Annotated in this window: 12 protein-coding genes (1 of these 12 only partly in view); 5 read left to right on the forward strand and 7 right to left on the reverse strand. The window is 50.6% G+C overall.

Translation table 11 applies throughout. The annotated features are described in order from the left end of the window. A protein-coding gene (locus ACOJUN_RS17980) for a TcdA/TcdB catalytic glycosyltransferase domain-containing protein (RefSeq protein WP_422133286.1) crosses the window boundary here: on the reverse strand, nt 1-2,457 show its start. 26,157 nt of this gene lie to the left of the window's left edge; only the first 2,457 of its 28,614 coding nucleotides appear in the window; it begins with the start codon at nt 2,455-2,457; its stop codon lies beyond the left edge, outside the window. A 30-nt stretch (nt 2,458-2,487) separates the two neighbouring features. Further along, nucleotides 2,488-12,357: a hypothetical protein gene (locus ACOJUN_RS17985; protein WP_422133287.1), complete on the reverse strand. Its 9,870-nt coding sequence runs from the start codon at nt 12,355-12,357 to the stop codon at nt 2,488-2,490. A gap of 366 nt (nt 12,358-12,723) precedes the next feature. On the opposite strand from ACOJUN_RS17985, the gene ACOJUN_RS17990 reads away from it, so the two are divergent. Further along, nucleotides 12,724-13,356, forward strand: a complete 633-nt coding sequence (locus ACOJUN_RS17990; RefSeq protein WP_422133288.1) for a LysE family translocator — start codon at nt 12,724-12,726, stop codon at nt 13,354-13,356. A gap of 74 nt (nt 13,357-13,430) precedes the next feature. On the opposite strand, the gene ACOJUN_RS17995 is transcribed toward ACOJUN_RS17990, so the two are convergent. After that, nucleotides 13,431-14,900 (reverse strand): NarK family nitrate/nitrite MFS transporter, encoded by a 1,470-nt coding sequence (locus tag ACOJUN_RS17995; RefSeq protein WP_422133289.1) that lies wholly within the window; start codon nt 14,898-14,900, stop codon nt 13,431-13,433. Between the two features lie 376 nt (nt 14,901-15,276). On the opposite strand from ACOJUN_RS17995, the gene nirB reads away from it, so the two are divergent. Genes nirB through ACOJUN_RS18015 form a run of 4 tightly spaced genes read left to right on the forward strand, consistent with a single transcriptional unit; the run spans nt 15,277 to nt 22,208 of the window. After that, on the forward strand, nt 15,277-17,811 hold the full coding sequence (nirB, locus tag ACOJUN_RS18000) for a nitrite reductase large subunit NirB (protein WP_422133290.1): 2,535 nt from the start codon (nt 15,277-15,279) through the stop codon (nt 17,809-17,811). 40 nt (nt 17,812-17,851) lie between these two features. Then, entirely contained in the window at nt 17,852-18,226 is a 375-nt protein-coding gene (gene nirD, locus ACOJUN_RS18005) for a nitrite reductase small subunit NirD (RefSeq protein ID WP_422133291.1), read from the forward strand. 1 nt (nt 18,227) lies between these two features. After that, nucleotides 18,228-19,493, forward strand: a complete 1,266-nt coding sequence (locus ACOJUN_RS18010; protein WP_422133292.1) for an NAD(P)/FAD-dependent oxidoreductase — start codon at nt 18,228-18,230, stop codon at nt 19,491-19,493. 27 nt (nt 19,494-19,520) lie between these two features. Next, on the forward strand, nt 19,521-22,208 hold the full coding sequence (locus tag ACOJUN_RS18015) for a molybdopterin-dependent oxidoreductase (protein WP_422133293.1): 2,688 nt from the start codon (nt 19,521-19,523) through the stop codon (nt 22,206-22,208). A gap of 94 nt (nt 22,209-22,302) precedes the next feature. On the opposite strand, the gene ddpX is transcribed toward ACOJUN_RS18015, so the two are convergent. The 4 genes from ddpX to ACOJUN_RS18035 form a co-directional block, all read right to left on the reverse strand. Beyond that, nucleotides 22,303-22,869 carry a D-alanyl-D-alanine dipeptidase gene (ddpX, locus tag ACOJUN_RS18020; protein ID WP_422133294.1) on the reverse strand — a complete coding sequence of 189 codons (567 nt, stop codon included), beginning with the start codon at nt 22,867-22,869 and terminating at the stop codon, nt 22,303-22,305. Between the two features lie 62 nt (nt 22,870-22,931). Further along, nucleotides 22,932-23,945 carry a PTS fructose transporter subunit EIIC gene (locus ACOJUN_RS18025; RefSeq protein ID WP_422133295.1) on the reverse strand — a complete coding sequence of 338 codons (1,014 nt, stop codon included), beginning with the start codon at nt 23,943-23,945 and terminating at the stop codon, nt 22,932-22,934. Between the two features lie 183 nt (nt 23,946-24,128). Continuing rightward, complete coding sequence (locus tag ACOJUN_RS18030; protein WP_422133296.1) at nt 24,129-24,752, reverse strand: HAD family hydrolase; 624 nt, start codon at nt 24,750-24,752, stop codon at nt 24,129-24,131. Nucleotides 24,753-24,805: 53 nt separating this feature from the next. Next, complete coding sequence (locus ACOJUN_RS18035) at nt 24,806-25,528, reverse strand: TerC family protein (protein ID WP_422133297.1); 723 nt, start codon at nt 25,526-25,528, stop codon at nt 24,806-24,808. Nucleotides 25,529-25,589: the final 61 nt, after the last annotated feature.

A 25,589-nucleotide genomic window follows, 5' to 3' on the forward strand; every position in this document is an offset into this window, starting at 1 on the left:
GAACGAAAGATGGCCTGCAAGCCACCCGGAACCGTAGGGTAAATCCCCCTCATCCGGATCAAAAGGGATCAGTGTGAAGGTGCCGTTATTGACTGTCTGGTTAATGGGTGCAAGGTCTGTCCCGTTATTCGGGGCAAGGTCATGAACGGTGTCATTTTCCGCACTATGACGCATGGGCAGGTAGGTCAGCGGGCCGGGCTCTCTGCCGGGAAATGCACCATTGCGACCGGGGATAATCAGACTGGCATACTCTCCGGGGATCGTCCTGTTGTGGTCATCGGGGGAGACTTTCATTAAACCTTGGTCGTGTATGTCACCAAGGGTATCAGGTCTTATCGGGGTCGTTACATTGCCCGACAGCATCCGTAACTTGTCAGTATTGTTCAACCGGTGTCTGAACAGCTCGCTGGCATCCACCAGTTGCCGCAGGTCACTGGCAAGGGTCTGATGACTGGAACTGGCCAGATAGTCCGGTGTCAGATAAACCCCAATCCAGTCACCCAGAGCCTTGAGGGTAAGGAATCTGCCCCGAACGCTGCTGGTGGTATTGTTTAAGAGCGGCGCCTGCTCCGGCTCCAACAGGCCATCGTATTCACTTTGTTGTGCCTCATCATTTTTTTTCAGTCGCTGAAGGTTTGCCAAAACTGGGCTGTCGGGGTCTCTGGCAGTCAGCCAGTCCAGACTGCCATCAAGCGCCCTGCGGAAAAACCATTGTTCACTGCGCAACGGTTGTTCGTTGTAAACGGTTTCGATGGCAGTGAGCAAATCCGCCATTTCTCCGGCTGTGCGATTAGTCTCCAACGCCTGCCAGTCTTCCATAACGCTGGCAAGTGCTGGCGCCAGCCCGTCAGCCTGGTAAAGTTCCCGGACGGCATCAACAAAGTCTTCCGCTGTGCCACCCCGTTTCCTGAGATCATGGCGTTGGCCTGACACCAGTTGCCGGTAGAGATCACCGGACTCTTGTGGCCATTGCCGGGCCTGGTAACGTTCATCAAGCCCATAATGTGGTTTTAGTGCTTCCAGCCTGCTGCCAGTGATCCCCCACAGCTGTTCAATACCGGCCACAGCCAGGGCATTGTCGGTCAGGGTTTCTCTCCATGTTGGTATCAGCAGGGCCGACAGTCCGTGCCCAAGAGCTTCGTCAGAGTGCCGGGAAAGATCGGCGGCTCCCAGACGAATCAGTGGCCGACTGTCGTTTGTGAAGGTTGCGTCACTGTCAATAAATAATCGGTCGGACTCTGCCTTGACAAGAGGGATCTTGTGATCCGGGCCACCCGGATCACTGGCAATCTGCAGTCCGTGAAGAAAGGTCAGCAATTGCCGGTTAAAACCACCGTATAGAAACAGTCCTGCCAATTTCTTGAGGTCAAAAACCAGCCGCTGGAGCGTTTGTGCCGGATCCTTGTAACCGAGTGAATGGTAGCTTTCCACATCAAGGGTGATGTCGGCCAGTCGCAGTGGCGGAGCGGCGTCGCCCTGGGGGTATACCCTGATGCCTATTTCTGTTCCGTTAACCCGGGTGCGGTAACCATCGCCAAAAGCAGGACAGGCTATTGTCTCGTCGATGCGCAAAAGAGGCGCGACGGGTGTGAAAGGAGAAAAACTGTCAGGCACTGGTCTGGTAACATTGCCTGTTGGACGGATCTCCTCACTTTTGAGCCAGGCAAGTGTTTGACCAAGATCGTTTTTAGAATGCCAGTGTCTGGCTTGCAGTTGGGCACTTAGAGGAGTTGGCGGCTTCCCAGGATTTTTTGGGGCATTGAACAGATCAGGAAGCAAAGACTCCAGCCAATAGAGTGAAACCGGTGATACTTTCTGATTCAACCATTTGGCAGCCAGGGTTTCAGAGATAAAGTCGAGCTGTGTTTGAGTGGCTATAGCGGAAACCACGTCATCAGTCTGGCTGATGGGAGACGGGATTAAACCGCCACCATTTTCTGTGGAACCATTCTGACGTGCCTGAAATTCTGACCAGAAGTTATTGGGATCACAGGCCTCATAAACGACCATTGCCATATTGTTTAGCAACCTGGCAACGAGCCGGTCAGTTCCGGGAGCATCGGCCAGACTGGAGGGTTGGCCTGAAGCCTGGGGCAATGATGACGGATTGATGATCGATTGCCTGATTAAAAATGTCACGCCATCGTCATCATAATAGATATTCTGCCCCGGCAAATCACGGTCAGACAGGATAATACTGATATTCCGATGTATATAGTGAGGAAAAAGACCGGACTGCTCGATTAGCCAGAAAGCTCGGTCAATGGCTGTCCTGACAGTACTGATATGTGCTGGCGTGGCAAAGCCCGACATCGGTCGGGCCCGGTCCGTCGACAGCTTGATGGCAAAAGTATCAGTATTAACACTGGCCGAGTAGAACCAGCCATTGCTGGTCTTGAGCCACTGTCTTTTGGGAGAAGGATTGAGAGGATTGGTATCGGTCAGATTGGCAGGCATACGGGAAGCTCTCCGTAACTAACAGGTTGTTCAGCCCCCGTCTATCCTAGTTAAAGGTTGCGGAGTCGTCAGATTTTGTTTCATTCCCTGGCTTGCCGATGACACAAACGATGGGCTCCCGCTACTGTAATTGCCTGACAGGGCACTGAGGTCCTGAACCAGTCGCTGGTAGTGCTGGTAAAGTTCCGTATTATTCAGGCTTGTTCCTACTGGCCGCTCACTCTCCGACCCAATGTTGTTTTTCTCACCTCCGGCCAGGCTGCACAGGTAATTCACCAGCCGTTGCCCTCTGCGAATGATTTTGTTCAGAAAGGTCACGGCTTCATTCTCTCCCCCGTCACTGTCGTTCATGGCTAACTTGCTGTCATTCCTGTTGATCATAGCCATGGGGTTCAGGCTGACTTGTCCACCTTTAAAGTGCAGACTGGCCAGCACCTCCGGTTTCACCAGTGCCAGTGTCTGGTTAGTGCCGGTATTGATGATCCTGAAGGTTTGGCTCTCCAATGGCAGGGAAGCGCTGCTGCGGGTAAAGTTGCTGCTGCGGGTGAGATTGCTCTGCACCTGCGGGTTACACTGGCTGAACGCCACCTGTTCCGGGGTCAGGTCGGTAAAGAACAGTGCGGTGCTGTTATCACCCGACAAACGTCGTAAATCCGCCTTAGACCCGGACGACAGTAGAACATAATGCTTGCCATGGCTGTCGATTGTGCGGGCTGGCCTGCACGCCCGCAGGTCATAGACGTCATTGCCAACACCGCCGACCAGCGGGCGGGTCCAGTCGAGAATGGCCTGCCAAAGGCTGCTGTTGCCGGGCGTATCCAGCCTCCGGTTGTCACACTGGTCGCCCCGGTTTGCCAGCACTTCTGGCCGTGCTGCGATGTTGCCTGAGGTTCCCAGCAGCAGCAGGTCATGACCGCCCCATCCACGGAGTGACCACTGTCGGGCGTCGGCGCCAAGGTACAGAATATTACTGCGGCTATTGCCCCAGAGTCTCGCTGTCCTGTTACCGACGGCGGACGAGCTGATCACGGAGGGCAGAAACGGCCATGACTGGTAACCGCTGTCGGGTTTCGGCCCGCTCACCTGAACACTGCCCGGCTCCCAGCCCCACTGTCCTGTGACGGTAATAAACACCTGACGTCTGACGTATGTGGCGTTCAGGGGTTCCAGTGTCAGTTTAATCCCGTCCATCGCCTGGTAGGTGACGATTTTTACGGGTTGGTCCTGCTGGATGTACAGGGGGTTGCTGGCTGTGGCGTTGATGAATCGGAGGCGTTCCTTCCTGACGAGGCTGCTCACCGTGAGTGGCAGGACGACCCCCTGACCTGAGTCCGTCACCCGTGCTGCAAGGTCGGATAATGACAGCTCAAGGTCATTGAACACCAGCGTTGTGGGTTGCAGGAACTGGTCGTGCTGTCTGGCCCAGACCTGCTGAATCTCGATCTCGGCATCGCCGGTGGTAAACCGGTTGGACAGCACCAGGTTCTGACCCCGGCGCCAGGCAAGGAAGAGGAAGGCCGATACATTCAGTTCAATGCGGGTTTGTGCCCTGTCGTGCTTGGTGATGCTTTCTTCAGCCAGGCCGGGATGGATGAGGATTCGGGCAAAAAATGACAAGTCTGTCTCATCCAGTTTAATCACGTCGGACCCACCCTGGCTCTCCACCATGATCCCGAACCGCTGTCGGGTACCGTTCCGGACAAAGGCCACCCGATGCTCTTGGTAGTAAGTGTCCAGCCGCAACGTTTCCAGTTTGATCTTGTCGGCTCCGGGGGTTCCTGACAGCAGCAGACCCTCGGCCATCACGGCGACCCTGCCAAAGGTGCCCAGTGATTGGTAACCCTTTTGGGTGACCCGGTACAGCGTCTGGTTGTTCCGGTTATAAACGACCGTGCTCGTTGACGGAGGGAGCGAGAACTTCCGGACGCTGCCAATCACTTGCTGAACGCCGTGCTCCTTGCCAGGCAAACCGAACAACAGTCTCTGTTTACGGGGACTCTGGCCCTGGTAATCCATCCAGGCTACCTGGGTTGGGGAATAGCCAGAGCGCAGCGTGAGGGCGATCAGTTCGGTGTCAGCCTTCTGGCGTATGCCCGCTGGCAGAGATCCCATGGCCTGGTTAAAATCTTGCCGGGTCCAGTAGACCAGCCTGCCGGTGGTGTTTCTGGGTCCCATCAGGCTGAGGTCCAGCGCCACCAGGGCCAGATGCTCCCGGTTAGCCAGGTATTGGGCCGTCGGTGTCTGGATGCGCCACGCCCGGGCACCGTGTTCCCAGTGGTGGCTACCCCTCAAGTCGATACGCTTAGCCATGTAACGGCAGGGAACGGAGATTTGGTCATCGAACTCACTGGGCATCCCGGTCAGCGAAGCGGCGGCGGCCTCACCACAAAAGGGATGGCCTTTGGCGCCCTGATCAGGCTGTCGGAAAAACTCGAAAGCCTCCTCTTTGCGAGTGTCCGACAGCGCGAGCAGTTGGCCGTCGTCGTTCACCATGACTTCAAACTGGTCACGGGTGTTGGCTGCCAGCAGGGTGTCGCTGTCCGGGTAGTACCAGACGTCCAGTTGCCTGATCGCGCTGAACAGGGGGTGGTCGATGATTGCGGTGATGGGTCTCAGCGGCACCAGCCCCACCTTGGCCGAGAACCCCTCCCGGGCCCCTTTCAGCCGGTCTCGCAGCAGACTCTTGAGCTCACGGATGAAAAAACGGGCACTGGTGGTGGTCCAGGCTGTACCGGGGTGTTCTATGGTCAGTTTGGCGAAGATCAGGTTGACTACCTTGCCCAGGTTCAGGCTGTCCACCATCAGGCCAGACTGGGGGGTGAACTGGTGCACACTCAGGGTATCGTTCGACTTGGCGACGATCTGCCCGGTGGCTTCCACCTGCCAGTTCTTAAAAGGTCCTGACTCCACCGACAGGTTTTCGCTGACCACCCGGGTGTTATCCCAGGCCTTGTCCGGTATCCACAGCCGGTAGCCACCGTTGGTATCGGCCAGGAGGCTGCCGGAGTGCGCCTGCACATGCCTGAAGACGCCGACTCTGGCTATCTTTGCCTTTACTTCTGCCTTTTCCAGCGCTCGCTTCTCGCCTGCAGGGCGGATCAAATGGAAACCGGAGTTCAGCCGCTGGATACCACCGGGGCGATTCACGTCGGTGCTGAAGTAATACAGTTTGCCGGAGTGCCGACTGAACAAAATGTAGTAAACAGTCTGGCCCCGAACCACCACCTTGTGGACCGGCAGGTGCTCTTCACGCAGTGCCCTGCGGACACGCTCATTGATCGTCCGTAAACGGCTTCCGTCGTTTCTATTGTTTGGCATGTCGCCATCCAGCAGGCTGCTCAGGAAGGTAATATAGCTTCGGGTGGCGTCGTCATAAAAACCGGTTCTAAGAAGACGGCGGCTGCCGTAGCTATCGACATCCTGCAAGGGAATCAGCCCATGGTCGGATGTCGTTGTGTCAGATGCCACTGCAGGTGGGGTAGGGGGTACACTGAGCTGGCCATCCAGGGTTTCTGCCGCAATCACCTGGTGAGCCAGCTGACCGGACGGGCTGGCCGTCAACAGGTAATAATAGGGGGCATCAAATACCAGCAATTGTGACTCATCTTTGTTCGGCACTATCTTTGAGACATGGCGGCCAAACGAGCGGGCACTCAACTCATCGAAGTGCCTGATTTCCCGGGTCAGTGCCTCTTTATTCTGAAATAACACCTGGCCGTTGGCGGAGTCAAAAAAATAGTAGCCGGTAGCCGGGTTTCCCTGGACCGGTTGCAGCTGGACCGGTTGCACCTGGGCGCTGGCAGCAATGAGCCGGATTTCCTGATGCTTAAGGGTATCGTACCAAAGCAGGACCCGGCCCAACTGATCCCAGTCTGCTTCGGCCAGTCCCAGCTTGCCAGGGAAGCAGCGGTAGGGTTTCTTGAGATACTCATTAACCTGTCGGTCACAGTCCCGCTGGTGCTGTAACCAGGCTGGGTTCTGCCGATTATTGCTCTTGGGTAGTGGGTCAAGGGCACCGTTCATCTCCCACCGGTTCGGTATTTTGGGTGACCACCCGGATGTGGTTGTGGTCCACCGGTTCGGCGCTCCGGCCATACAGCGTGCACGGATCTGAGGTGAGAAGTCGCAGTCTTTCAGCTCCAGCGGCAGGAACCGGCTGGCCGCAGTGTAACGGCTCATGATTCTGTTCAGTTTCGACGCCCTTGATGGCCCGTCATTCATTCCTCCATTGTCGTACAAGCGCTGAATCACTTTGTGATCCAGCAGCCGCCACTCAAACTGTGCGTTGGGATCCCGGGCCACTACTTTATACGAGGGAGCCTGTTCATACCAGGAGTGTGGTCTTGGTTCAGGAAATCGGAAAAGGGTCTCACCCAGCTTGAAGTCCCGGTTATCTTCATAGGACAGGCTCACCCAGGACCGACAGTTTTGTACCTGGTCATCCCGCTCAGTAATGCAGGCATAGGGGAGCTTGCCGTCGTAGTTCAACACCCAGGTAGAGGCCGTCTGCCCCTGGGGGTGAAGGTGGATAGTGTGTTCACCGTTGGATATCAGGGCGTAGGTTTTGTTGGCCCCTTCAGGACTATACACGTCATACTTCAGAAGTCGGGAGAATGTCGATGAGACCTCGCGAAAGACGACGACGTGATCCTTGTTATCGAGATACAGTCTGCTGGTTGACCGACGGTATTTCAAACTGTCGGTATGGGTGAACATCTGGCCAAGGTATTTATAGTCGTAGCTGATGTCATCACATGAGCCATGCCCGTCGCACTCGGTATACCGGGTGTCTTTCACTTTTTTCTGGTATAACCGTTTCAGCTTGCTGTCGCTGACAGCATCCAGAAGTTTCGCACCGGGGGAACTGCTGTCTGGCGCACTCCCCAGAGAGGTCTGGTCCAAGGGACTGTAGAGGAGCTTGACCTCCCACGGGGGTACAGAAGGCATTAAAATGACCTTTTTATCGCTCATCTGCCCCAGGTTGCGGAATACCCCGTCTGAGCATTGATACCCGGTTAAACGCGACTCCGTCCGGCACAATGTCGCCAGGGCATCGTCGATCAGGTTAAAGGTGTCAGGGGAGTATTCGATCCGGTTGATGTCGCTGGCGCAGTGCCGTAAAGGAGCCTTAGGTACATAGGGTATCTTCTCACAGTTTTTCTGTTTCCAGTCGTCTTTTTTCCCGGCGATTAAGGTTGGCTTGAATGAATAGACGCCACCGTAGGTCAGGGTCTGGTTCGCCAGGTTGATAGACCGGATGTTCAGGGGCAGGAGACTTTTGCCATCCTCGCTCATCAAGGCATTGAGGGTCTGCTTGTTGGCCAGGAAGCTTTTGGGGTCCAGCTGGGCGTGGATCAGGTCAAAGATTTTGGCAGCCTCACCCGAGGCATCCTGCAACTTTTTGTAGGCCAGCTTTTTTAACTTCCTTTTATAGTTCTCCTGAAAAATACCCCTGACGTAGTGCATGATCCCGTCAATAAATGCCCCGACTGGCCCGAGGAACTCTGAAATGACGGAGACATAGGTATCCACCCACTCAAAGGTCACCATGGATTCCATGAGTTTCTTGACTTCCGGGTCCTCTTCGTTCTCGTACTCAATGAGGGTCAGGGTGAGACTGGCTCCCGGCACGGCGAGACCCAGTATGGGCACAAAACGACCGACTTTTTTACCCAGCCTGCCGACTTTTTTCAGACCGCCGGGCAACTTGCCCGACCCGGAAATATCGGGTAGCTTTGGTGGTTTCTGACCGGGGGGCAATGACGACCGGATGGCCGGGATGATTGTCTTGATCCCCTGTCGCCCGAGATTGATGATCTCAATCCCTTGCAATGCCACAGCCGTATAAAAAAGCGTCTGGCGCCCGGTATAAATCTGCTGTTGGGTGTCCGTCATATTCTGAGACGGGGGGTTTTTGTAATGGTGTCCCACAGGGGAAAGCCCTGCTATCAGGTCGTAAAGGCCTATAAAAGACCTGAGCTTTTCCAGTCCGTTGGTGGAAGATTTTTTTCCTTTGACCCGGAATCCCTGACGACCCGTCCCCTGGAGAAAGCCCCGGAAGCGATCAAAGGCACCGGAGGTAAACCGGATGTTCTTACGGGTCAGGGTATCGGGTTCCATAAAGTCCATGCGCCAGCCACGGCCATCCCGACGAAGGGTATCCAGTTGGGGAGCCATGCTGTCGGCGAGTGAGTGCCGGGCTTTAATGTCCCCCAGGGCGGTATCAAACTCCAGCAGCCGCTGCCTGAATTCGGCTCGTTCAGAGGCCACACTTGAGAGGCTGTCTTCAGTCCGGGGCGGCACCGGAACCGAAAGGTGGCTGGGCGGCAAATAGCGGAGCGGGGGATTTGAATCCGATGGCCGGGGCGACCTCAGCACAGTCTTTTCGCCGGGAAGCAACCGGTACTCCGGTTGTCCGGTGCCCGGGGAGCGCAGCACAAGGCTTTCAATCGCCGGGCGGTCCTTCGGCATCAGATGCTGGATATCTTTCACCAGTCGTTTGAAAACCTGGGGGCTGCCACTTCTGGGTTCGACAATCAGCTTGCCGACCAGGGGTTTGCCATGGGTGGGCGAGCGGGTCATAAAGGTTTTCAGGGCGTTCAGGGCTGTGATTCCGCGGGACTGGTTGCTGCTGGCAAGATCGCTGACGGTCAGGGTGGCGATGTAGCGGTCCGGGGTAAAGTCGACCAGTGTCGTCAAAGCATGGGCAATCAGTCTGGCTGGCCGACCGAGAACGGTGACGCGGTTGCCGTCTCCCCCGGCGATGGCCGACTGAACCCGGCCATCGGGTGTGAGCAGCACATAACCGGCAGCGGGGGTAGCTTTCAGCAACAGGGGCTGACCACTCAGGGTGCCGTCTTTTATCTGCTGTTGAGCGCGGGTAAACGAATCTTCGTCCAGGGCAATGACCGAGTGCATGCCCCGGGCGTGAGCCAATGCGTCCTTGCCTTCCAGGCGACGAAACCGGGTGAAAAAATTCTGCAGCCAGCGCTCATCTTCGTTGGCGGGTTTGATCAGGGCGATATCCGTTTTTTTCCTGTCGTTGCCAAGACGGAGCTGGGTTTTGAAGCCGGAAAGTAACCGGAGGGCATACTCCAGGTTTTTGCGTCGAGCATCGCAGCTGCCGGCACCGGCTGATCTTCGAGGCCTGTCACAAGGCATCTGTAGCCGGCCTGTGAGAAGCTTGATGTTGGCGAAATCATTTTTGTATTCCTTGTTAAGTTCGGCGGCACCCAGTATCGATTTAGGATCGAGAGTGTAGATATCGAATGCCTTGACCTGTATCCGACGTTTGAGGGTTTCGAAGGCTCTGGTCTTTTCTTCGTTGCTATGGAAATTGGCCATTGCCTGCTCAAGCTGATCTATCTGATCAGGCGCGCTGAAACGCAGTGCGTAGCGCTCAAGCCACTGAGTGTATGTGTGAGAACTTAGTGCAAGGCTAAGTGTGTCTGCCAAACGAATAGTTTCTCCTGCAACCAAAGTGGCGAAAGTGGCTTTTTCAGTTTGTGGGTGTTCCTTTAATCCATGAAAGATCGCGGTTTTGAACTCAAAGTGAAATGTGTAATTTTCAGCATTTTTTCTTCGATCCCCAGGCTCATCTTCGCCTATGGCTTTAGACAACTCATCTTCGAGTCCGGCAAAGGTAGGCCTGTCTTCGATTACGACTTTGACCAAATCATCGTTGAGTTTGGCATCAGCAAACTCTCCTTTGAGTAGAGCTTCGGTAAATTCTTTTGTGAGTTTGTCATCGTTCGGATCCTCTTTGCTTGTCTTATCGATAAACTCATTTTCGAGGTCAAAGGAGGCCAACCCGAACTTGGCTCGGTATGTCACGGCGCCGCTACGGTCAAGGGTAAAAACAATGCGGTTGAGATCTGGATAGGGGGCATTTTTCGAGGTTGACGGCCCGTGAGGATCACCTGCTGACAAGAATCCTCGAATCGCAACAGCTGAGTTTGCATAGATACCTTGTTTGGCCAAGTTCCTTAAAACTTCAGGTACAATATAATTTTTCTGGCTGGTATTTAGTACACCCTCAGAATCTTCAATGCCTTGTGCAGAGTTATCAAAAAAGAATTTTATGGTTTGTACTCTGGTATTTTTTGGGATCAACGTTCCCAAAACCGCTGATAGCTTTAACATTAAGCGCTTGTAATAGAAAGTATCATATAGATTCAAGTCGCTATTATAGAAATGAAGGCTTCCAGTCATGATGACTTTAGTGTCTTCGCCAATATTTTTGAGCGTTACTCCTGACACTTTTTGAAGTGTTATTGTTTCTATTTGATTTGAATCAACAGCATTGTATAAGACGCTGTTTTTTTCAGTGCGGTACTTATTATAAAGTTTAAAGCAATGTATTAAAGAATCGCTTATGCCTTCTATGTTTTTATCTGAATAATGAACGATTATTAATCTTTCATATGATTTCTGACCACTTGTTGGTGACGAGTTAAAACCAAGGTTTCTAAAACTTCTGTTATAAAAGAGATTATTCGCTATGAAGTAGTTAATTGGAATGATTTTGATGTCTTTTGGTTTTTCAAGATTTATTAATCTTTCAAAAGCATCATAACCTAATTTTGCAGTAATGATGCAGTTAAATTTGTCGATATCATGCCGAAGATCAGTTGATATGGTTGCAATTTTATCGATGTCATTATCAGAGATAATAACTTTTCTTTCCATATAGAATTTATGAATAGCCTTCCTTATCTTTAATGTGATTTCTTTTTTTCTTAGTGATGATTTTTTTAAATTTTCTACAGTCTCATGAAGTAAACAGATTTCATCAAGTAGTAGTTTGATTGTTGGGTGTCCTTGGCGAGAGGCCACCATCAGGGGCTGGATTGAATCATCAAGAGCTATAGTGGGAGTATCATATTCAAAATTTACTTTCTTACTGAAGAATAATTTATTACGGCTATACACCTTTAAGTCATATTTCGGCAGACTATGGAATAAATCACTAATACTGCTTTCTGCTACGATACCTTGAATTCGAGTGATTTCTTCTCTCGACAGGGTTGTACCGTATCTCTCAAAATAAGGGCTGGGATCTGAAATAGTTCCATCTGAAAACATTTTTTTAAAAAGAGCATGTAGCTTGGCACTTTCGAGCTGCTTTTCCTTCTCAGAAGTCACTGCCGTCCCCGATATAGGATCAAGGGAACTGCTTCTTTTTAGAAAGGGGTGACTGTCCATTTCCGGTAGTAGTCCTTTATCAATATATACCCCTCCTAGTACGAATTTTTGACTCAGCCCGATAAATCTTTCGATGATTAAACTGTTAGTAAAGCCTAAACTGTATCTGATAAAATTTTTATATTCTTGATCTAGGTTTTTCAGCTTTTTATGAACAATAGCGTTGCTGATTAAATTTTTAATTTTATCTAAAGAATTATTGATTTTATTCCATTGGATGACAAATTCCTTCTTTACACTGTCTGGAAGATCAGATTCCATTATATTTAATTCTTCTATTTCACTGCTTTCTCCCATAAAGTTATCAATTTTTTGCCAGATGCTGTCTTTCAGCCGAGCAATATCACCGGGGTCATCTTTTTCGATAGCGTTATTGCTTATCTCGGAAAACAGCAGCGAATATAGAATTTTTTGGTATATCAAACGTTCGGGGGCCCAGACATTGATTTTATAATCCGGGTTAACCTCGGCCCATATTTTTAGAAAAGCAAACTCCAAACCTTCAATAGGGCTGACAATACTAACATGAATTAATTTGGGTACTTCGTGATTTGGCATGATAACACCTGAAGGATTGACCCACACGATCTCCAGAGGGGGGGCGATACTTGCCCTTTCACTGACGTGATCAAAAGGCTCAGAATGGGAAAAAAGCGCAAGATGCAGTTTAGTACGGAACTCCGTCAGGTTCCTCATGAAATCTGCAAACAATTCTCCGGTATAGCTCAATAGCTTGATTCATATCCTCTGTTCAATGATTCGATCTATCAAGAACTGATGAAAGGGGTAGGGGGGGAGGGACAGCGTTTGAATTTCCTGATATTTTATTTGCATTCAATGTCGTTTATTGCACAACTACTCAAACCAAAGCGGCGGGAGCGTCCAGGGATCGACGCTATGGCCTCCTGCTCTGTCAGGAGGATTCAGAATCAAAGCGGTTTTTTGCAGGCATGTGTGCGGGCCATGTATCTTAAGGAAGTGTTTTGTAGGAGAGGTAAAAATAGCAACTGGTAGTGCTATAGGGAGTGCTATAGGGTACAGTCGCTGCTTTTGGAGTGAATAATGAGTATTGAAGTTTGGTTTCTGTATGTTGTTTCAATCTTTGTAGTCATACTCATTCCTGGTCCTCTATCTCTGTACATGGTGTCCAATTCTATTAACTATGGGGTTATCAGATCCTATCCGGCATTTTTGGGTGGTACGCTGGCTTCATCACTTTACCTGGTTATTTCGGCCACTGGTCTTGGGGCCATTCTTACGGCTTCGGAAAACATGTTTCTGATACTGAAACTGATGGGAGTTCTTTATCTGGTTTATCTGGGGGTTAATACCATCAGGAAGTCGATGGCTGACACTACCAGTAAACGTCTCAATGATTGTTCTTTGCAGTTTCCCGGCTTCAGTAATCTGTTTAAAAAAGCTTTTCTATTGGGAGCCAGTAATCCAAAAGATATTATTTTCTTTATGGCTTTCTTGCCTCAGTTTATTAATAGAGATCAGGATCTTGTGCAACAAATATTGATCATTGTAATGACTTGGGGTGTAGTGGATTTGGTTTGCAAGCTTCTCTATGGGCTACTGTCAAAATCTGTGAAACCTATGCTGAGTACAAAAAAAAGTATGTTGTTATTTGAGCGTTCTACAGGGGGGCTCTATGTTCTGGCGGGTATCGCTGCCGTGTTGGTTGTGAAATAGAGAGCCAGGCCGAAGAGTATCCGGTGGCTGTGTTTTGTTTCAGTGGCCCATTGTGGACCACTGAAACAGAATGATCAGGTCACATCAATCATGGTGACACTGCCGTCAGGCATCACTTCGGCCATCTGACCCTTGGGTTCTTCCATCAGGAAGAGGGTAAAGAAACCCAACACTGCAGTGCCTGCGATAACCATGAAGAAGGTGGAGTAGTCCACCAGAGACAATACTGTCAGGTAGAAGACAGCGCCCACGTTACCATAGGCTCCTGTCATACCGGCAATTTGACCTGTGAGTCGACGCTTGATCAGGGGTACAGCCGCAAATACCGCACCTTCACCGGCCTGCACAAAGAAGGAGCAGGCCATGGCAGCAACAACAGCAAGAACCAGTGGCCAGCTGGAATCAATGATACTCATCATGTAGTAACCACCGGCCAGGCCTGCAGTGAGAACCAGCAGAGTGATCTTGCGGCCAAACTTGTCACTGAGTAATCCTCCGCCCGGACGGGACATCAGGTTCATGAAGGCATAAGCGGAAGCGACCAGACCCGCCATGACCGGATCCAGTTCAAAGGTATCTGCAAAAAACAGAGGTAGCATGGACACCACGGCCAGTTCAGAACCGAAGGTAGCGAAGTAAAGAACGTTCAGAACGGCCACCTGCTTGAACTGATACTGGTGAATAGCTGGCACAGGCTCGGAGAAAATGTGCTTGTTGACCTGCCAGACTTTCCAGACATCAAACAGGTAGATAGCAGTCAGACCGACATAAATAGCCGTTGAAATCCCGGCACTCAGCATGGCAACACCCTTAGGTGAAAGCTTCCAGGTCAGCAGAGCCAATGCCGCATACATGGGAATCTTCATGATCAGCAGCAAGGCAAAGTCGCCTTTGCTGGTGACTTCCATGGCGCCAATGTTCTTGGGGCGGAAGTAGGTAGCACCTTTAGGGGTATCTGTGACGTTTATGTAGAAGACGACACTGAACAGCAAGGAGATTAATCCGGTCAGGCCAATGGCGTAACGCCAGCCATCTTCTCCACCAAAGAGCAGTGCAATGGTGGGCAGAGACATGGCAGCAGCAGCAGAGCCAAAGTTGCCCCAGCCACCGTAAATACCTTCTGCGGTACCCAATTGGCGAGCGGGGAACCACTCAGATACCAGACGAATGCCGACCACAAAGCCTGCACCAATAGTACCCAGCATAAAGCGGGCTATGGCGGCCTGGGTAAAGTCATCTGCCATGGCATACATAAAACAAGGAATACTGCAGATGGCCAGGAGTCCGGAATAGACTTTTCTGGGACCGTAAACATCAGTGAGCATACCGATGATGACTCGAGCCGGAATAGTGAGGGCTACGTTCAGAATCAGCAGGGTTTTCAGTTCTTCACGAGTCAGGCCCAGAGACTCGGAAATAGCCAGGGCCAGAGGCGCATGGTTAAACCAGACCACAAAGCTAATAAAGAAGGCAATCCAGCTAAGGTGCAGAATCTTGGTCTTCCCGCTAAAAGAAAACAGGTTAAATGAATCGGGGTTGCTCATACATCCTCCTTGTTTAAGAAATTCCCCAAGCAAAAGCAAACATCAGGCCAATATGATAAATGCACCGATTTGACTTGCATTTTTATGCGTATTTAATGAATTTTCTCTTCTATGCAAGAAAGTTCTTTATTTGAGTGCGGGAAGTTTCTGAGTATTTTTATTCTGCTCACCAAAATGGTGCTCTTTAGCTGTTTGATTATTTCTGCGTGCATTATTTTTGTGCGAGTAGCTAAAGTCTCAGGAAAGAATTTCCTGTTTTTATCGTGTTTTGAAAGTGGGCACGGCAGTTGCATAGGCACAAGAATTAGAAAAGAGGCTGGCTCTAAAGGATGCAGTTGTTCCGGCCCAATGCTAGATACTAAAGAGGATGTCTGGGATGATCGGAAAAGAAACCCTGGTGGTTGTCGGTAACGGCATGGTAGGTCACCGCTTTCTGGAGAAACTGGTAGATGCTGGCGGCCTGAAACGCTTCGATGTGGTGGTATTTGGAGAAGAGATCCGTCCTGCCTATGACCGGGTTCATCTCAGTGAATTTTTCACAGGTCGCTCAGCGGATGACCTGTCTATGGTTTCTGAAGGCTTTTATGAGCAGGAAGGCATTAATCTTGTTCTTAATGAAGCCATTACATCAATAAATCGTGAGTCCTGTGAAGTAGTGACAGCCAGTGGCATGACTCAAAAGTACGATCAGCTGGTACTGGCTACAGGCTCCTATCCATTTGTTCCTCCCGTACCCGGGCATGACCGTGAAAACTGTTTTGTCTATCGTACCATCGAAGATCTGGAAGCGATTAAAGAAGCTGCCCGTAACAGTAAGATCGGTGCCGTTGTGGGTGGCGGTCTGTTGGGGCTTGAAGCAGCAAAAGCTCTGAAAGATCTTGGGCTGGAAACCCACGTGGTCGAATTTGCTCCCCGTCTGATGGCTGTTCAGGTGGATGATAGCGGTGGTGCCATGCTCAGACGCAAGATCGAGGGTCTGGGGGTCACGATTCATACCTCCAAAAATACCCGACAGATTGTTGATGGTGAAGGCGCTGTTCACCAGATGCAGTTCGCTGACGGCGAACAACTGAATACCGATATCGTACTGTTTTCAGCCGGTATTCGCCCAAGAGATGAGCTGGCGAAAGCTTCCGGACTGGAGTTGGGTGAGCGAGGCGGTATCGTTATAGATAACGACTGCCGTACATCTGATGAACGTATATTTGCCATTGGTGAGTGTGCACTCTGGAGTGGCCGTATCTTTGGTCTGGTGGCACCGGGCTACCAGATGGGGCAGGTGGTTGTAGATCAGTTGACGGGTAAGAACGGTAATCAGTTTACTGGTGCCGATATGAGCACCAAGCTGAAACTGATGGGTGTTGATGTTGCCAGTATTGGTGATGCCCATGGCAATACCGAAGGTTCCCTGAGCTACCAGCTGATTGATGAAGAGAAAGAAGTTTATAAAAAACTGGTGGTTTCCAGAAATAAGAAAAAGGTTCTGGGAGCTGTATTGATAGGCGATGCTGAAGAGTACGGCAGCCTGTTGCAGATGATGCTGAATGACATGCGTCCCCCGGAAAATCCTGCTGAACTCATTCTGCCTCAGACCGATGGTTCTGCAGCGACAGGTTTGGGCGTGGCTGCTCTGCCAGAAACGGCTCAAATCTGTTCCTGCTATGACGTCAGTAAAGGTGATCTGGTCAACGCGGTAGCCGGTGGCTGCATGGATATGGGGTCACTGAAAGCCGAAACCAGTGCCGGAACCGGCTGTGGTGGCTGTACGGCTCTGGTCAAACAGGTTCTGGATCATGAGCTGACGGAGTTGGGTGTTGAGGTCAAAAAAGATATCTGTGAGCACTTTCCACACTCCAGGCAGGAACTCTATCACCTGGTTCGTGTCGGTGAATTAAAGTCTTTCGACGAAGTTCTGGCAAAGCATGGCAAGGGGCGTGGCTGCGATATCTGTAAGCCTACCATTGGCTCTGTTCTGGCTTCCTGCTGGAACGAATATGTGTTGAAAGATCAGCATGCTCAGCTGCAGGATACCAACGATTATTTTCTTGGAAACATGCAGAAAGACGGCACTTATTCCATTGTGCCAAGGGTTCCGGGCGGTGAAATTACGCCCGATAAACTGATCACCATTGGTGAAGTAGGACGGGACTTTAACCTCTACACAAAAATCACCGGTGGCCAGCGTATCGATCTTTTTGGTGCCCGTGTGGAACAGTTGCCAGAGATCTGGAAACGTCTTGTCGATGCCGGTTTTGAAACCGGTCATGCCTACGGTAAATCACTGCGCACCGTGAAATCCTGCGTCGGCAGTACCTGGTGTCGTTATGGGGTGCTGGACAGTGTCAGTATGGCGATTGCAGTTGAAAATCGTTACAGGGGCGTACGTTCTCCTCACAAAATCAAAATGGCTGTGTCCGGATGTACCCGTGAATGTGCTGAAGCCCAGAGTAAAGATGTGGGTGTTATTGCCACGGAAAAAGGCTGGAACCTTTACCTCTGCGGTAATGGTGGCATGAAGCCTCGTCATGCCGACCTGTTTGCCACCGAGCTGGATGATGAAACGCTGGTCAAATACATCGATCGTTTCCTGATGTTCTACATTCGCACTGCAGATCGTCTGCAGCGTACTTCTGTCTGGATGGAAAATCTGGAGGGTGGTCTCGATTACCTGCGTGAAGTGATTATTGAGGACAGCCTGGGTATCTGTCAGGAGCTTGAAGATGAGATGACCTACCTGGTGGGTACCTATCAATGTGAATGGAAAACCACCCTCTCAGATCCTGAGAAACTCAAACGTTTCAATCACTTTATTAACAGTGATGAAAGCGACACTAATGTGGTGTTTGTGAACGAGCGAGATCAGATTCGTCCGGCTACCCGTGACGAAAAAATTGCCCTTAAACAGCTGTAAACGAAGTGCCTATAGCGCTGAAAAACAGGAGACTTTAATCATGACTCAAGTGCTCACAGCCAGTACAGCCAATAAAGGTTGGACAACCGTTTGCAGTGAAAGTGATCTTATTCCTAACCTGGGTGTTTGTGCTCTGGTGGATGGTGTGCAGGTTGCGTTGTTTAAAGTAGACGACCAAGTATATGCATTGGATAATTATGATCCATTCAGTCAGGCCAATGTTATCTCTCGTGGTCTGGTAGGTGATCTGGAAGGGCGTCTGGTAGTGGCATCGCCCATTTACAAGCAGCACTTTGATTTGACTACGGGTCAGTGTCTGGAAGATGAGAGCGTGGCGCTGAATGCTTATCCCGTAGAAGTGGTGGACCAGAGGGTTCAGGTCTCACTGGTATCGGTTTCCATTGAGGCAGCCTGATATGACAGCGGTATTCAAGGCGGCTGACGTTAGTCGTCAACCGCCATTGCAGCGGAAGCTGCTGGTGGTGGGAAATGGCATGGGCTCAGTCCGTTTTCTGGAAAAGCTGGTTGAGCAGAGCGGTCATCAATATCAGGTCACCGTCCTATCTGAAGAACCCTGCCCGGGCTATAACCGAATCCAGTTATCCAAACTGTTGGCAGGCAGCGTCGATCTCCAGGGGATTCAGCTGCAGCCTGAGTCCTGGTATCAGGATCAGGATATCAATCTGTTATCGGGCTGTGACTATCGGGTTAGTGATCTCAATCTTGAGTTGAAGCGAGTCGAGACAGAGGGTGGTCAATGTTTTGATTACGATCATCTGGTCCTGGCGACGGGATCTCTACCCAATCGTATTCCCGTACCTGGGGCCGACCTGGAAGGCGTTATGGCTTTCAGGAATCTCGATGATGTTGAGCAGATGCTGACCGCTTCATCCGGTCCTGAGGCAAAGGCTGTGGTGATTGGTGGCGGACTTCTGGGGCTTGAATGTGCCAGTGGTCTTGCCAGACGGGGCATGAAAGTCACCGTGGTGGATACCATGTCCATTCCCATGGCCCGACAACTGGATGAAAAGGCCGGTAAGCTTTTGCAAGGAGCACTGGAAGAAAAGGGCATTGAGTTTCGTTGCAGTGCCATGCTCGATTCCTACACGGGCAAAAATGGTAAAGTGACTGGCGTGCAGCTGAAAGATGGCGAGTGGTTGCAGGCTTCGCTGGTGGTCGTCACTGCAGGGGTTCGGCCCAATATAGAACTGATCAGGGAAACCGGGCTGGAGTGTGACAGAGGTATTCTGGTGAATGACAGAATGCAAACTTCTGACCCTTCAGTAACGGCAATTGGTGAGTGTGTTCAGTTGAATAGTGACCTGTTTGGGCTTGTGGCGCCGGTTTATGGGCACGCTCAAGTGGCTGTGCATCGCCTGTTGGGTACCTCGGGAGAGCGGTTTGAGCCGGTTCCGATTCCTACCAGTCTGAAAGTTGACGGTATTGATCTGTTTTCCAGTGGACAGTTTGTTGCGCAAGAGAGTGATGAAGAGATCATCATTGATGCTGCAGGGGTTGGCATCTACCGAAAACTGGTGATCCGTGATAATAAGTTGATGGGGGCTTTGCTCTTTGGAGATGCTTCCGATGGTCTCTGGTATCAGGAATTGATGGAAACAGGACGGGATATTTCAGATATTCGCGACCGACTTGTTTTCGGCAAACGTTATCTGAATTCCTAGGAAACTACTAATAAAGGAAGTATGTCTATGTCTGGCAGCATCGATATCTGCAATAACCAGCAACAAGTCATCCATACGACGTGTGCCTATTGCGGTGTTGGCTGTGGTATCAAGGCGACGGTCACCAATAAAGATTTGCATCTTGTAGATATAGAAGGCCGCAAAGATCACCCCGCTAATTTCGGGCGCCTTTGTTCAAAAGGCAGCGCTCTTGGGGAAACGGTTTCTCTGGAAAATAGACTGCTAACGCCTTTTATAGGTGAACAGAGAGTCAGCTGGGATTTTGCTCTGGATGAAGTCGCTGAGCGACTGAAAGCCACAATAGAAGAGTACGGCCCTGAAGCGGTGGCTTTATACGGCTCTGGTCAATTACTGACAGAAGATTACTATGTGGCCAACAAACTAATGAAGGGTTTTATTGGTTCCAGCAATATGGACACCAACTCACGCCTCTGCATGGCTTCTACGGTAGCAGGTCAGAAGAGATCACTGGGTTCCGATACGGTTCCCGGCAGCTACGAAGATCTTGAATTGGCCGATATGATTGTTCTGGTCGGAGCCAATACGGCCTGGTGTCACCCGGTATTATTCCAGAGAATAAGAGCTGCAAAAGAGCAGCGTCCGGACATGAAGGTGGTTGTTATTGACCCCCGTGCCACTGACACCTGTGATATTGCAGACCTGCATCTTCCGCTGAAATCAGGCACGGACACCGCTCTCTTTAATAAGTTATTCAGTTATCTCGATAAGCACGATAAGCTGGATCAGTCGTACATTGATCAGCACACCCAAGGTTTTAATGAGGCTCTGAAAGCCGCCAGAAAAATAGGAAGCTTTTCAGAGGTCGCTGAACTTTGCGGGATTGAAAAACCTGCACTCAAGCAATTTTGTGAGTGGTTTGCCGGGACCGATAAAGTTGTCACGGCCTGGTCTCAGGGTGTGAACCAGTCGGTTGCTGGCACCGATAAAGTCAATGCCATTATCAACTGTCACCTGATTACGGGTCGTATTGGTAAGCCGGGATCTGGACCCTTGTCGCTTACAGGTCAGCCTAACGCAATGGGAGGGCGAGAGGTTGGAGGTCTGGCCAATCAGCTGGCTGCCCACATGGATTTTTCAAACACAGACGATGTAGATCGGGTCAGACGGTTTTGGAAGGCGCCGAATATTGCCACTGTGCCGGGTAAAACAGCTGTCGATTTGTTTAATGCCATGGATAAGGGCGACATTAAGTTTGTCTGGATTATGGGCACCAATCCTGTAGTCAGTATGCCTGATGCCAATAAGGTTATCAGTGCGCTGAAAAAGTGTCCGACGGTTGTCGTGTCTGATTGTATTGGGAAAACAGACACCTCTGAGTTTGCCCATATTCGTCTGCCAGCGGCCGGCTGGAGTGAAAAGGATGGTACGGTCACAAACTCGGAGCGAAGAATTTCCAGACAAAGGGCCCTTTTTGATCTTTCCGGAGACTCTAAACCTGACTGGTGGATTATTTCAAAAGTGGCAGAGAAAATGGGTTTTGGTGACGCCTTTGATTATCAGAGGGCTGCTGATATTTTCCGCGAGCATGCGGCTCTTTCAGCTTTTGAAAATAATTCTGAGGGTCGTAGAAGAGATTTTAATATTGGTGCTCTGGCAGCTATCTCAGATGCAGAATACGAAGCGCTTGAGCCATTTCAGTGGCCACTGGTTTCAGGGCAGACGTCTCATCCACATACAAGATTGTTTGCTGAGGGTGGTTTCTTCACTGAAACAGGTCGTGCAACTATTGTTTCGACGAAGTTTGAGGTCTCCTACCATCAGCCCAATGCTGATTACCCGCTGTTGCTGAATACCGGCAGGGTTCGTGATCATTGGCACACTATGACACGCACCGCACTCTCTCCCAGGTTGAGTCAGCATATTGATGAGCCTTTCCTGGAAGTTCATCCTGCAGATGCTCAAAAATATGGGCTGGTTGATCAGGCATTGTGCCGATTGTCCACAGCCTTTGATTCCATTTTGATCAGAGTGGTTGTGACATCTACAGTAGGTAAGGGTAATGTTTTTATGCCCATGCACTGGACACGTCAGAACAGCAAGACCGGGCATTGTGGTGTGCTGGTGAAGCCTGCGGTAGACCCCTGGTCAAAACAACCGGGCTGTAAACACACTCCTGCAAGGATTGAGGCTGTATCTCTGAAACAACAGGCTGTGTTACTGAGTCGCAAAAAACAGGATTTTGAGCCATTTGATTATGCGACAGAGGTGAAATTCCAGCAGGGATTCCGATATGAGCTGGCAGGTCAGGGCATTGATTCTTCCATGCTGGAATCTATCGGCCCTGAGAGGGAAAGAATTGATTACACCGATCCGAAGACAGGCAGCGCCCGTAGCGCCTGGTTTGCTCTCGGCCAGCTACAGGCTCTTCTTATTATCGGTGAGTCATTGTCAGACTGTGATCGTGCATGGCTACAGGCTGCCTTTGAAAAAGAGGATATTCCTTTTTCGGAGCGCTGGCGTTTACTGGCAGGTATGCCACCTCAGGGAGAAGATACCGGCAAAGTAGTGTGTGCCTGTTTTGGTGTGGGGGAGAAAACCATTTGTCGTGTGATTGAAGAGGAAGGCTTCAGTGATCCTGCTCAGGTGGGCCTGTCTCTGAAAGCCGGAACAAACTGTGGCTCCTGTATTCCTGAGATTCGCAAATTGATCACCAGTGCGGCAGCACTGGCATAGACACACACTTCATTCATTCTGAGTTTTCGTCGAAGAGCGACCCGCACTTCGACAAGCTCAGCGTGAACAGTGTGAAGTAGAACCCTTAGCTGAACTAAATAATACCTGAGCCGATTTCACTTTCTTCTAATATCGGATACAGGTCGGCATCAGGCAATTGATAATGCCACCATTCGTTTTGTAAAGAGTCGAATCCAGCGACATTCATGGCACCTGCCAGTATTAACCGGTTTTTCTGTGCGAGCTCGGAAATCTGGTCATTGCCATGGTGAGCCAGAGGACGAAAGTCGTCAAACTCGGTACCCATTTCCAGTGTCCGCCCAAACCGATCAACCAGCGTGAGATCGATAGCTATTCCTCTGCAGTGGGTTCGCAAACCGGTTTTCGGGTGAGATACATATTCAGGGTCTGGTACACAGTTAAAGAGTTCTTGCTGGGCTTCCAGGGGGCGAAAGGCATCCCATATTTTTAATTTGAGCCCCATGGGTTGAAGAACTTCAATGACGTTTTGCAATTTGTTGGCGGCTTCTTCGTGCATCAGGCAGAGAGGTTTTTTATAAACCTGCTTACCGGTGAAGTTGTTCTCGGTGGCGTAGACTATCTCGAGAACAAGGTCGTGACTTTGCGGCGTGACTTCAACCAATGGATGCGAGTTCTTCATATGTTGATCTAACCTTCAGGCATTTTTAATTCAGGGTAAAGGTAATTATCGTCGACAGGTTCTTAAAGTTCTGGTTTTACAGGTTTTAACAGGTTGACAGCCAGAGCTGTTACCAGTGCGCCTGCGATAGTGGCCAGAATGTACCAGGAGCGACCGTCGACAACCGGTAGAACGATCCAGCCTCCCCAGGGAGCGTAGTTGATAACTTCGGCCATGAAACCTATAACATTGCCTGTAATACCTCCCAGAACAATGGCGGGTATGACCCGTATCGGGTCAGCAACAGCGAAGGGGATTGCCCCTTCTGATATACCTATCATACCCATGGCCAGAGCGGCCTTGCCAGCCTCTCGCTCTTCAGCAGTGTATTTGCCGGGTGACAGCAGAGTGGCCAGCCACATACCCAGTGGCGGGGTGCATATGGCGACGCCGACACCGCCCATAAGGTAGGGGTGGTTCTTTACCTGAGTCTGAGCAAACAGGGTAGCGACTTTATTAATTGGGCCGCCCATGTCAAAAGCGGTCATTCCTCCAAGAATGACCCCCAATGAAACCTTCGATAATCCCTGAAGACTATGCAACCAATCGTTGAGGTGACTCATCATATTGGCGATGGGTTGTCCAATCACCCAAATCACCAGAGCGGAGGTCAGAAAAGTACCTGCCAGAGGGTAGACAAAGATGGTAGCAACAGGTTGTATGTTCGATGAGAAGGGGATTCTCTTGAGGGCATTGACGATATAGCCCGCGATAAGCCCGACAATCATAGCCCCCAGAAAACCGCATCCAAACTGAGCTGCCAGCCATGCTCCGATCATGCCAGGTGCCAGGCCGGGGCGGTTGGCAATAGACCAGGCTATGTAGCCTCCCAGAACCGGGATGAAGAGGGTAAAACCAGCGACTCCCATCTCCCACACATCTTTGAGAAAACCGGATTCGGGCGGGGCTCCCTTGCCATGAAACATGACAGACACCGATAGGAGCACTCCGCCAGCTACCACGAAGGGAATCATGTGGCTGGTGCCTGTGAGTAGATGGGATCTGAGCTTAATGAATTCTGCTTTCACGCTATTCATTAATATCACCCGTTTTAGTCATTGATGCCCTTTGAGGTATCTGGGTAGAAGAATCTCCGGGGCAGGCCAACAGGCACAAGGGTCCCGGAGACTGGCTGCTTTTAATCCCGAATAAATTCCGTGAGAAGTGGCCAGGGAAGCCATATCTGAAACAGTTGAGCCTCATAGGGGTCTGTCCGGGCTTTAAATGTGAAAGCTGAAGTCTAGCAGCTCAGACGGATTGTCAAGTATGAAAGCGGGCTTCGCGTCTTCAAGAGTTTTACGGTTATGCCACCCCCAGCTGACTGCAACGGGAACAGCGCCAGCTTCTCGAGCTTCATGCAGGTCTCCTGAGGTGTCGCTAACGAAATAACAGGGCTGATCCGGGTGCTGTTTCATCACTGTTCGGATTTTGTCCGTTTTGATAAAGCTCTGTTCCATACCCATTATTCCCCTGAAACACCGGATATTCTGATTATTCAGGAAATGCTCTGCAGCTTGGGTAAAATTGGAGGTGATCAGGTACAGAGGGAAGTGTTGGCCAAGGTGCTGCAAGCTCTCACTGACATCAGGAATAGAGCGGCAGTTTTTCATGAACTCCAGGTGGGCAAGTCGTGCATGATTCATAAGAGCGTGTTGCACTTTGTCTCCGGCGACTTGCTGGCTTAGCTTTTTAAAAAAATTGCCTTCAAAAAGGGCGAGAACTTGCTCTTCTGTGGCCAGGTCTTCTGCGTCCAGTTTGATCAGAACTTCTGACCAGAAAGAGAAGAAGGGTTGCCAGGAGTCGGCAATCACGCCACCCATATCAAACAGAATCGGACAGGACATAACAGCTCCGGTGATAAGAGGGTGTTGCTCAATTGTTTGAGAATACTCCAATGCTACTTGTTTGTCGCAGACTGTCTCGATCGCAAACGGGTGTTGAGCATCTCGACGGCCATAGAAAAGGCCATGGCAAAGTAGATGTAGCCTTTTGGAATATGAAAGTCGAGACCTTCTCCCATAAGGGAGACTCCCACCAGAATCAAAAAGGAGAGCGCCAGCATTTTGAAGGTAGGATGATTGCTGACAAACTCTCCGATAGGGGCTGCAGCAAACATCATGATGCCTACCGAAATAACAATGGCGGTGATCATGACCCAGAGGTGTTCTGCCAGTCCCACTGCTGTAATGACTGAATCCAGGGAGAAAACAATATCGATGAGAGCAATCTGGATCAGGGTTATAACATACCCTCGTGGTTTAAGGTGAGATCCTTCATCTTCGCCGGGCTCAATAGAATCGTGAATCTCGTGAGTGGCTTTAATCAGCAGGAAGAGCCCGCCTCCGAGAAGAATCAGGTCGCGGCCGGATAGGGCATGATTGAACAGATGGAATAGAGGGGCAGTGAGACTCATGATCCAGGTAATGGAGAGCAGCAGGGCGATCCTTGTGAACATGGCCAGTAACAGCCCGAGTCTGCGGGCGCTGTTGCGTTGGTGTGCAGGCATTTTGTCGACAACGATCGTAATAAAAATGATGTTGTCGATGCCCAGAATAATCTCCAGAAGGGTCAGTGTTGCCAGAGCTATCCAGGGCTCCGGGGTCAGAAAAAGTTCAGTCATTGTTTCTATCGTATTCGCTCTATCGTATTAGCCGTTCTTGCCGGGATGCTCTTCCCTGAGC

The sequence above is a fragment of the Endozoicomonas sp. ALD040 genome (assembly GCF_049275945.1).
Taxonomy (GTDB): Bacteria; Pseudomonadota; Gammaproteobacteria; order Pseudomonadales; family Endozoicomonadaceae; genus Endozoicomonas_A.

Excerpts from the sequence above, each read along its gene's own strand:
- ACOJUN_RS17995 (WP_422133289.1), bottom strand. The coding sequence starts at position 14,900 with ATGAGCAACCCCGATTCATTTAACCTGTTTTCTTTTAGCGGGAAGACC.
- ACOJUN_RS18030 (WP_422133296.1), bottom strand. The coding sequence starts at position 24,752 with ATGTCCTGTCCGATTCTGTTTGATATGGGTGGCGTGATTGCCGACTCC.
- ddpX (WP_422133294.1), bottom strand. The coding sequence starts at position 22,869 with ATGAAGAACTCGCATCCATTGGTTGAAGTCACGCCGCAAAGTCACGAC.
- ACOJUN_RS18015 (WP_422133293.1), top strand. The coding sequence starts at position 19,521 with ATGTCTGGCAGCATCGATATCTGCAATAACCAGCAACAAGTCATCCAT.
- ACOJUN_RS17985 (WP_422133287.1), bottom strand. The coding sequence starts at position 12,357 with ATGAGGAACCTGACGGAGTTCCGTACTAAACTGCATCTTGCGCTTTTT.
- ACOJUN_RS17990 (WP_422133288.1), top strand. The coding sequence starts at position 12,724 with ATGAGTATTGAAGTTTGGTTTCTGTATGTTGTTTCAATCTTTGTAGTC.
- ACOJUN_RS18025 (WP_422133295.1), bottom strand. The coding sequence starts at position 23,945 with ATGAATAGCGTGAAAGCAGAATTCATTAAGCTCAGATCCCATCTACTC.
- ACOJUN_RS18035 (WP_422133297.1), bottom strand. The coding sequence starts at position 25,528 with ATGACTGAACTTTTTCTGACCCCGGAGCCCTGGATAGCTCTGGCAACA.
- ACOJUN_RS18010 (WP_422133292.1), top strand. The coding sequence starts at position 18,228 with ATGACAGCGGTATTCAAGGCGGCTGACGTTAGTCGTCAACCGCCATTG.
- nirD (WP_422133291.1), top strand. The coding sequence starts at position 17,852 with ATGACTCAAGTGCTCACAGCCAGTACAGCCAATAAAGGTTGGACAACC.
- nirB (WP_422133290.1), top strand. The coding sequence starts at position 15,277 with ATGATCGGAAAAGAAACCCTGGTGGTTGTCGGTAACGGCATGGTAGGT.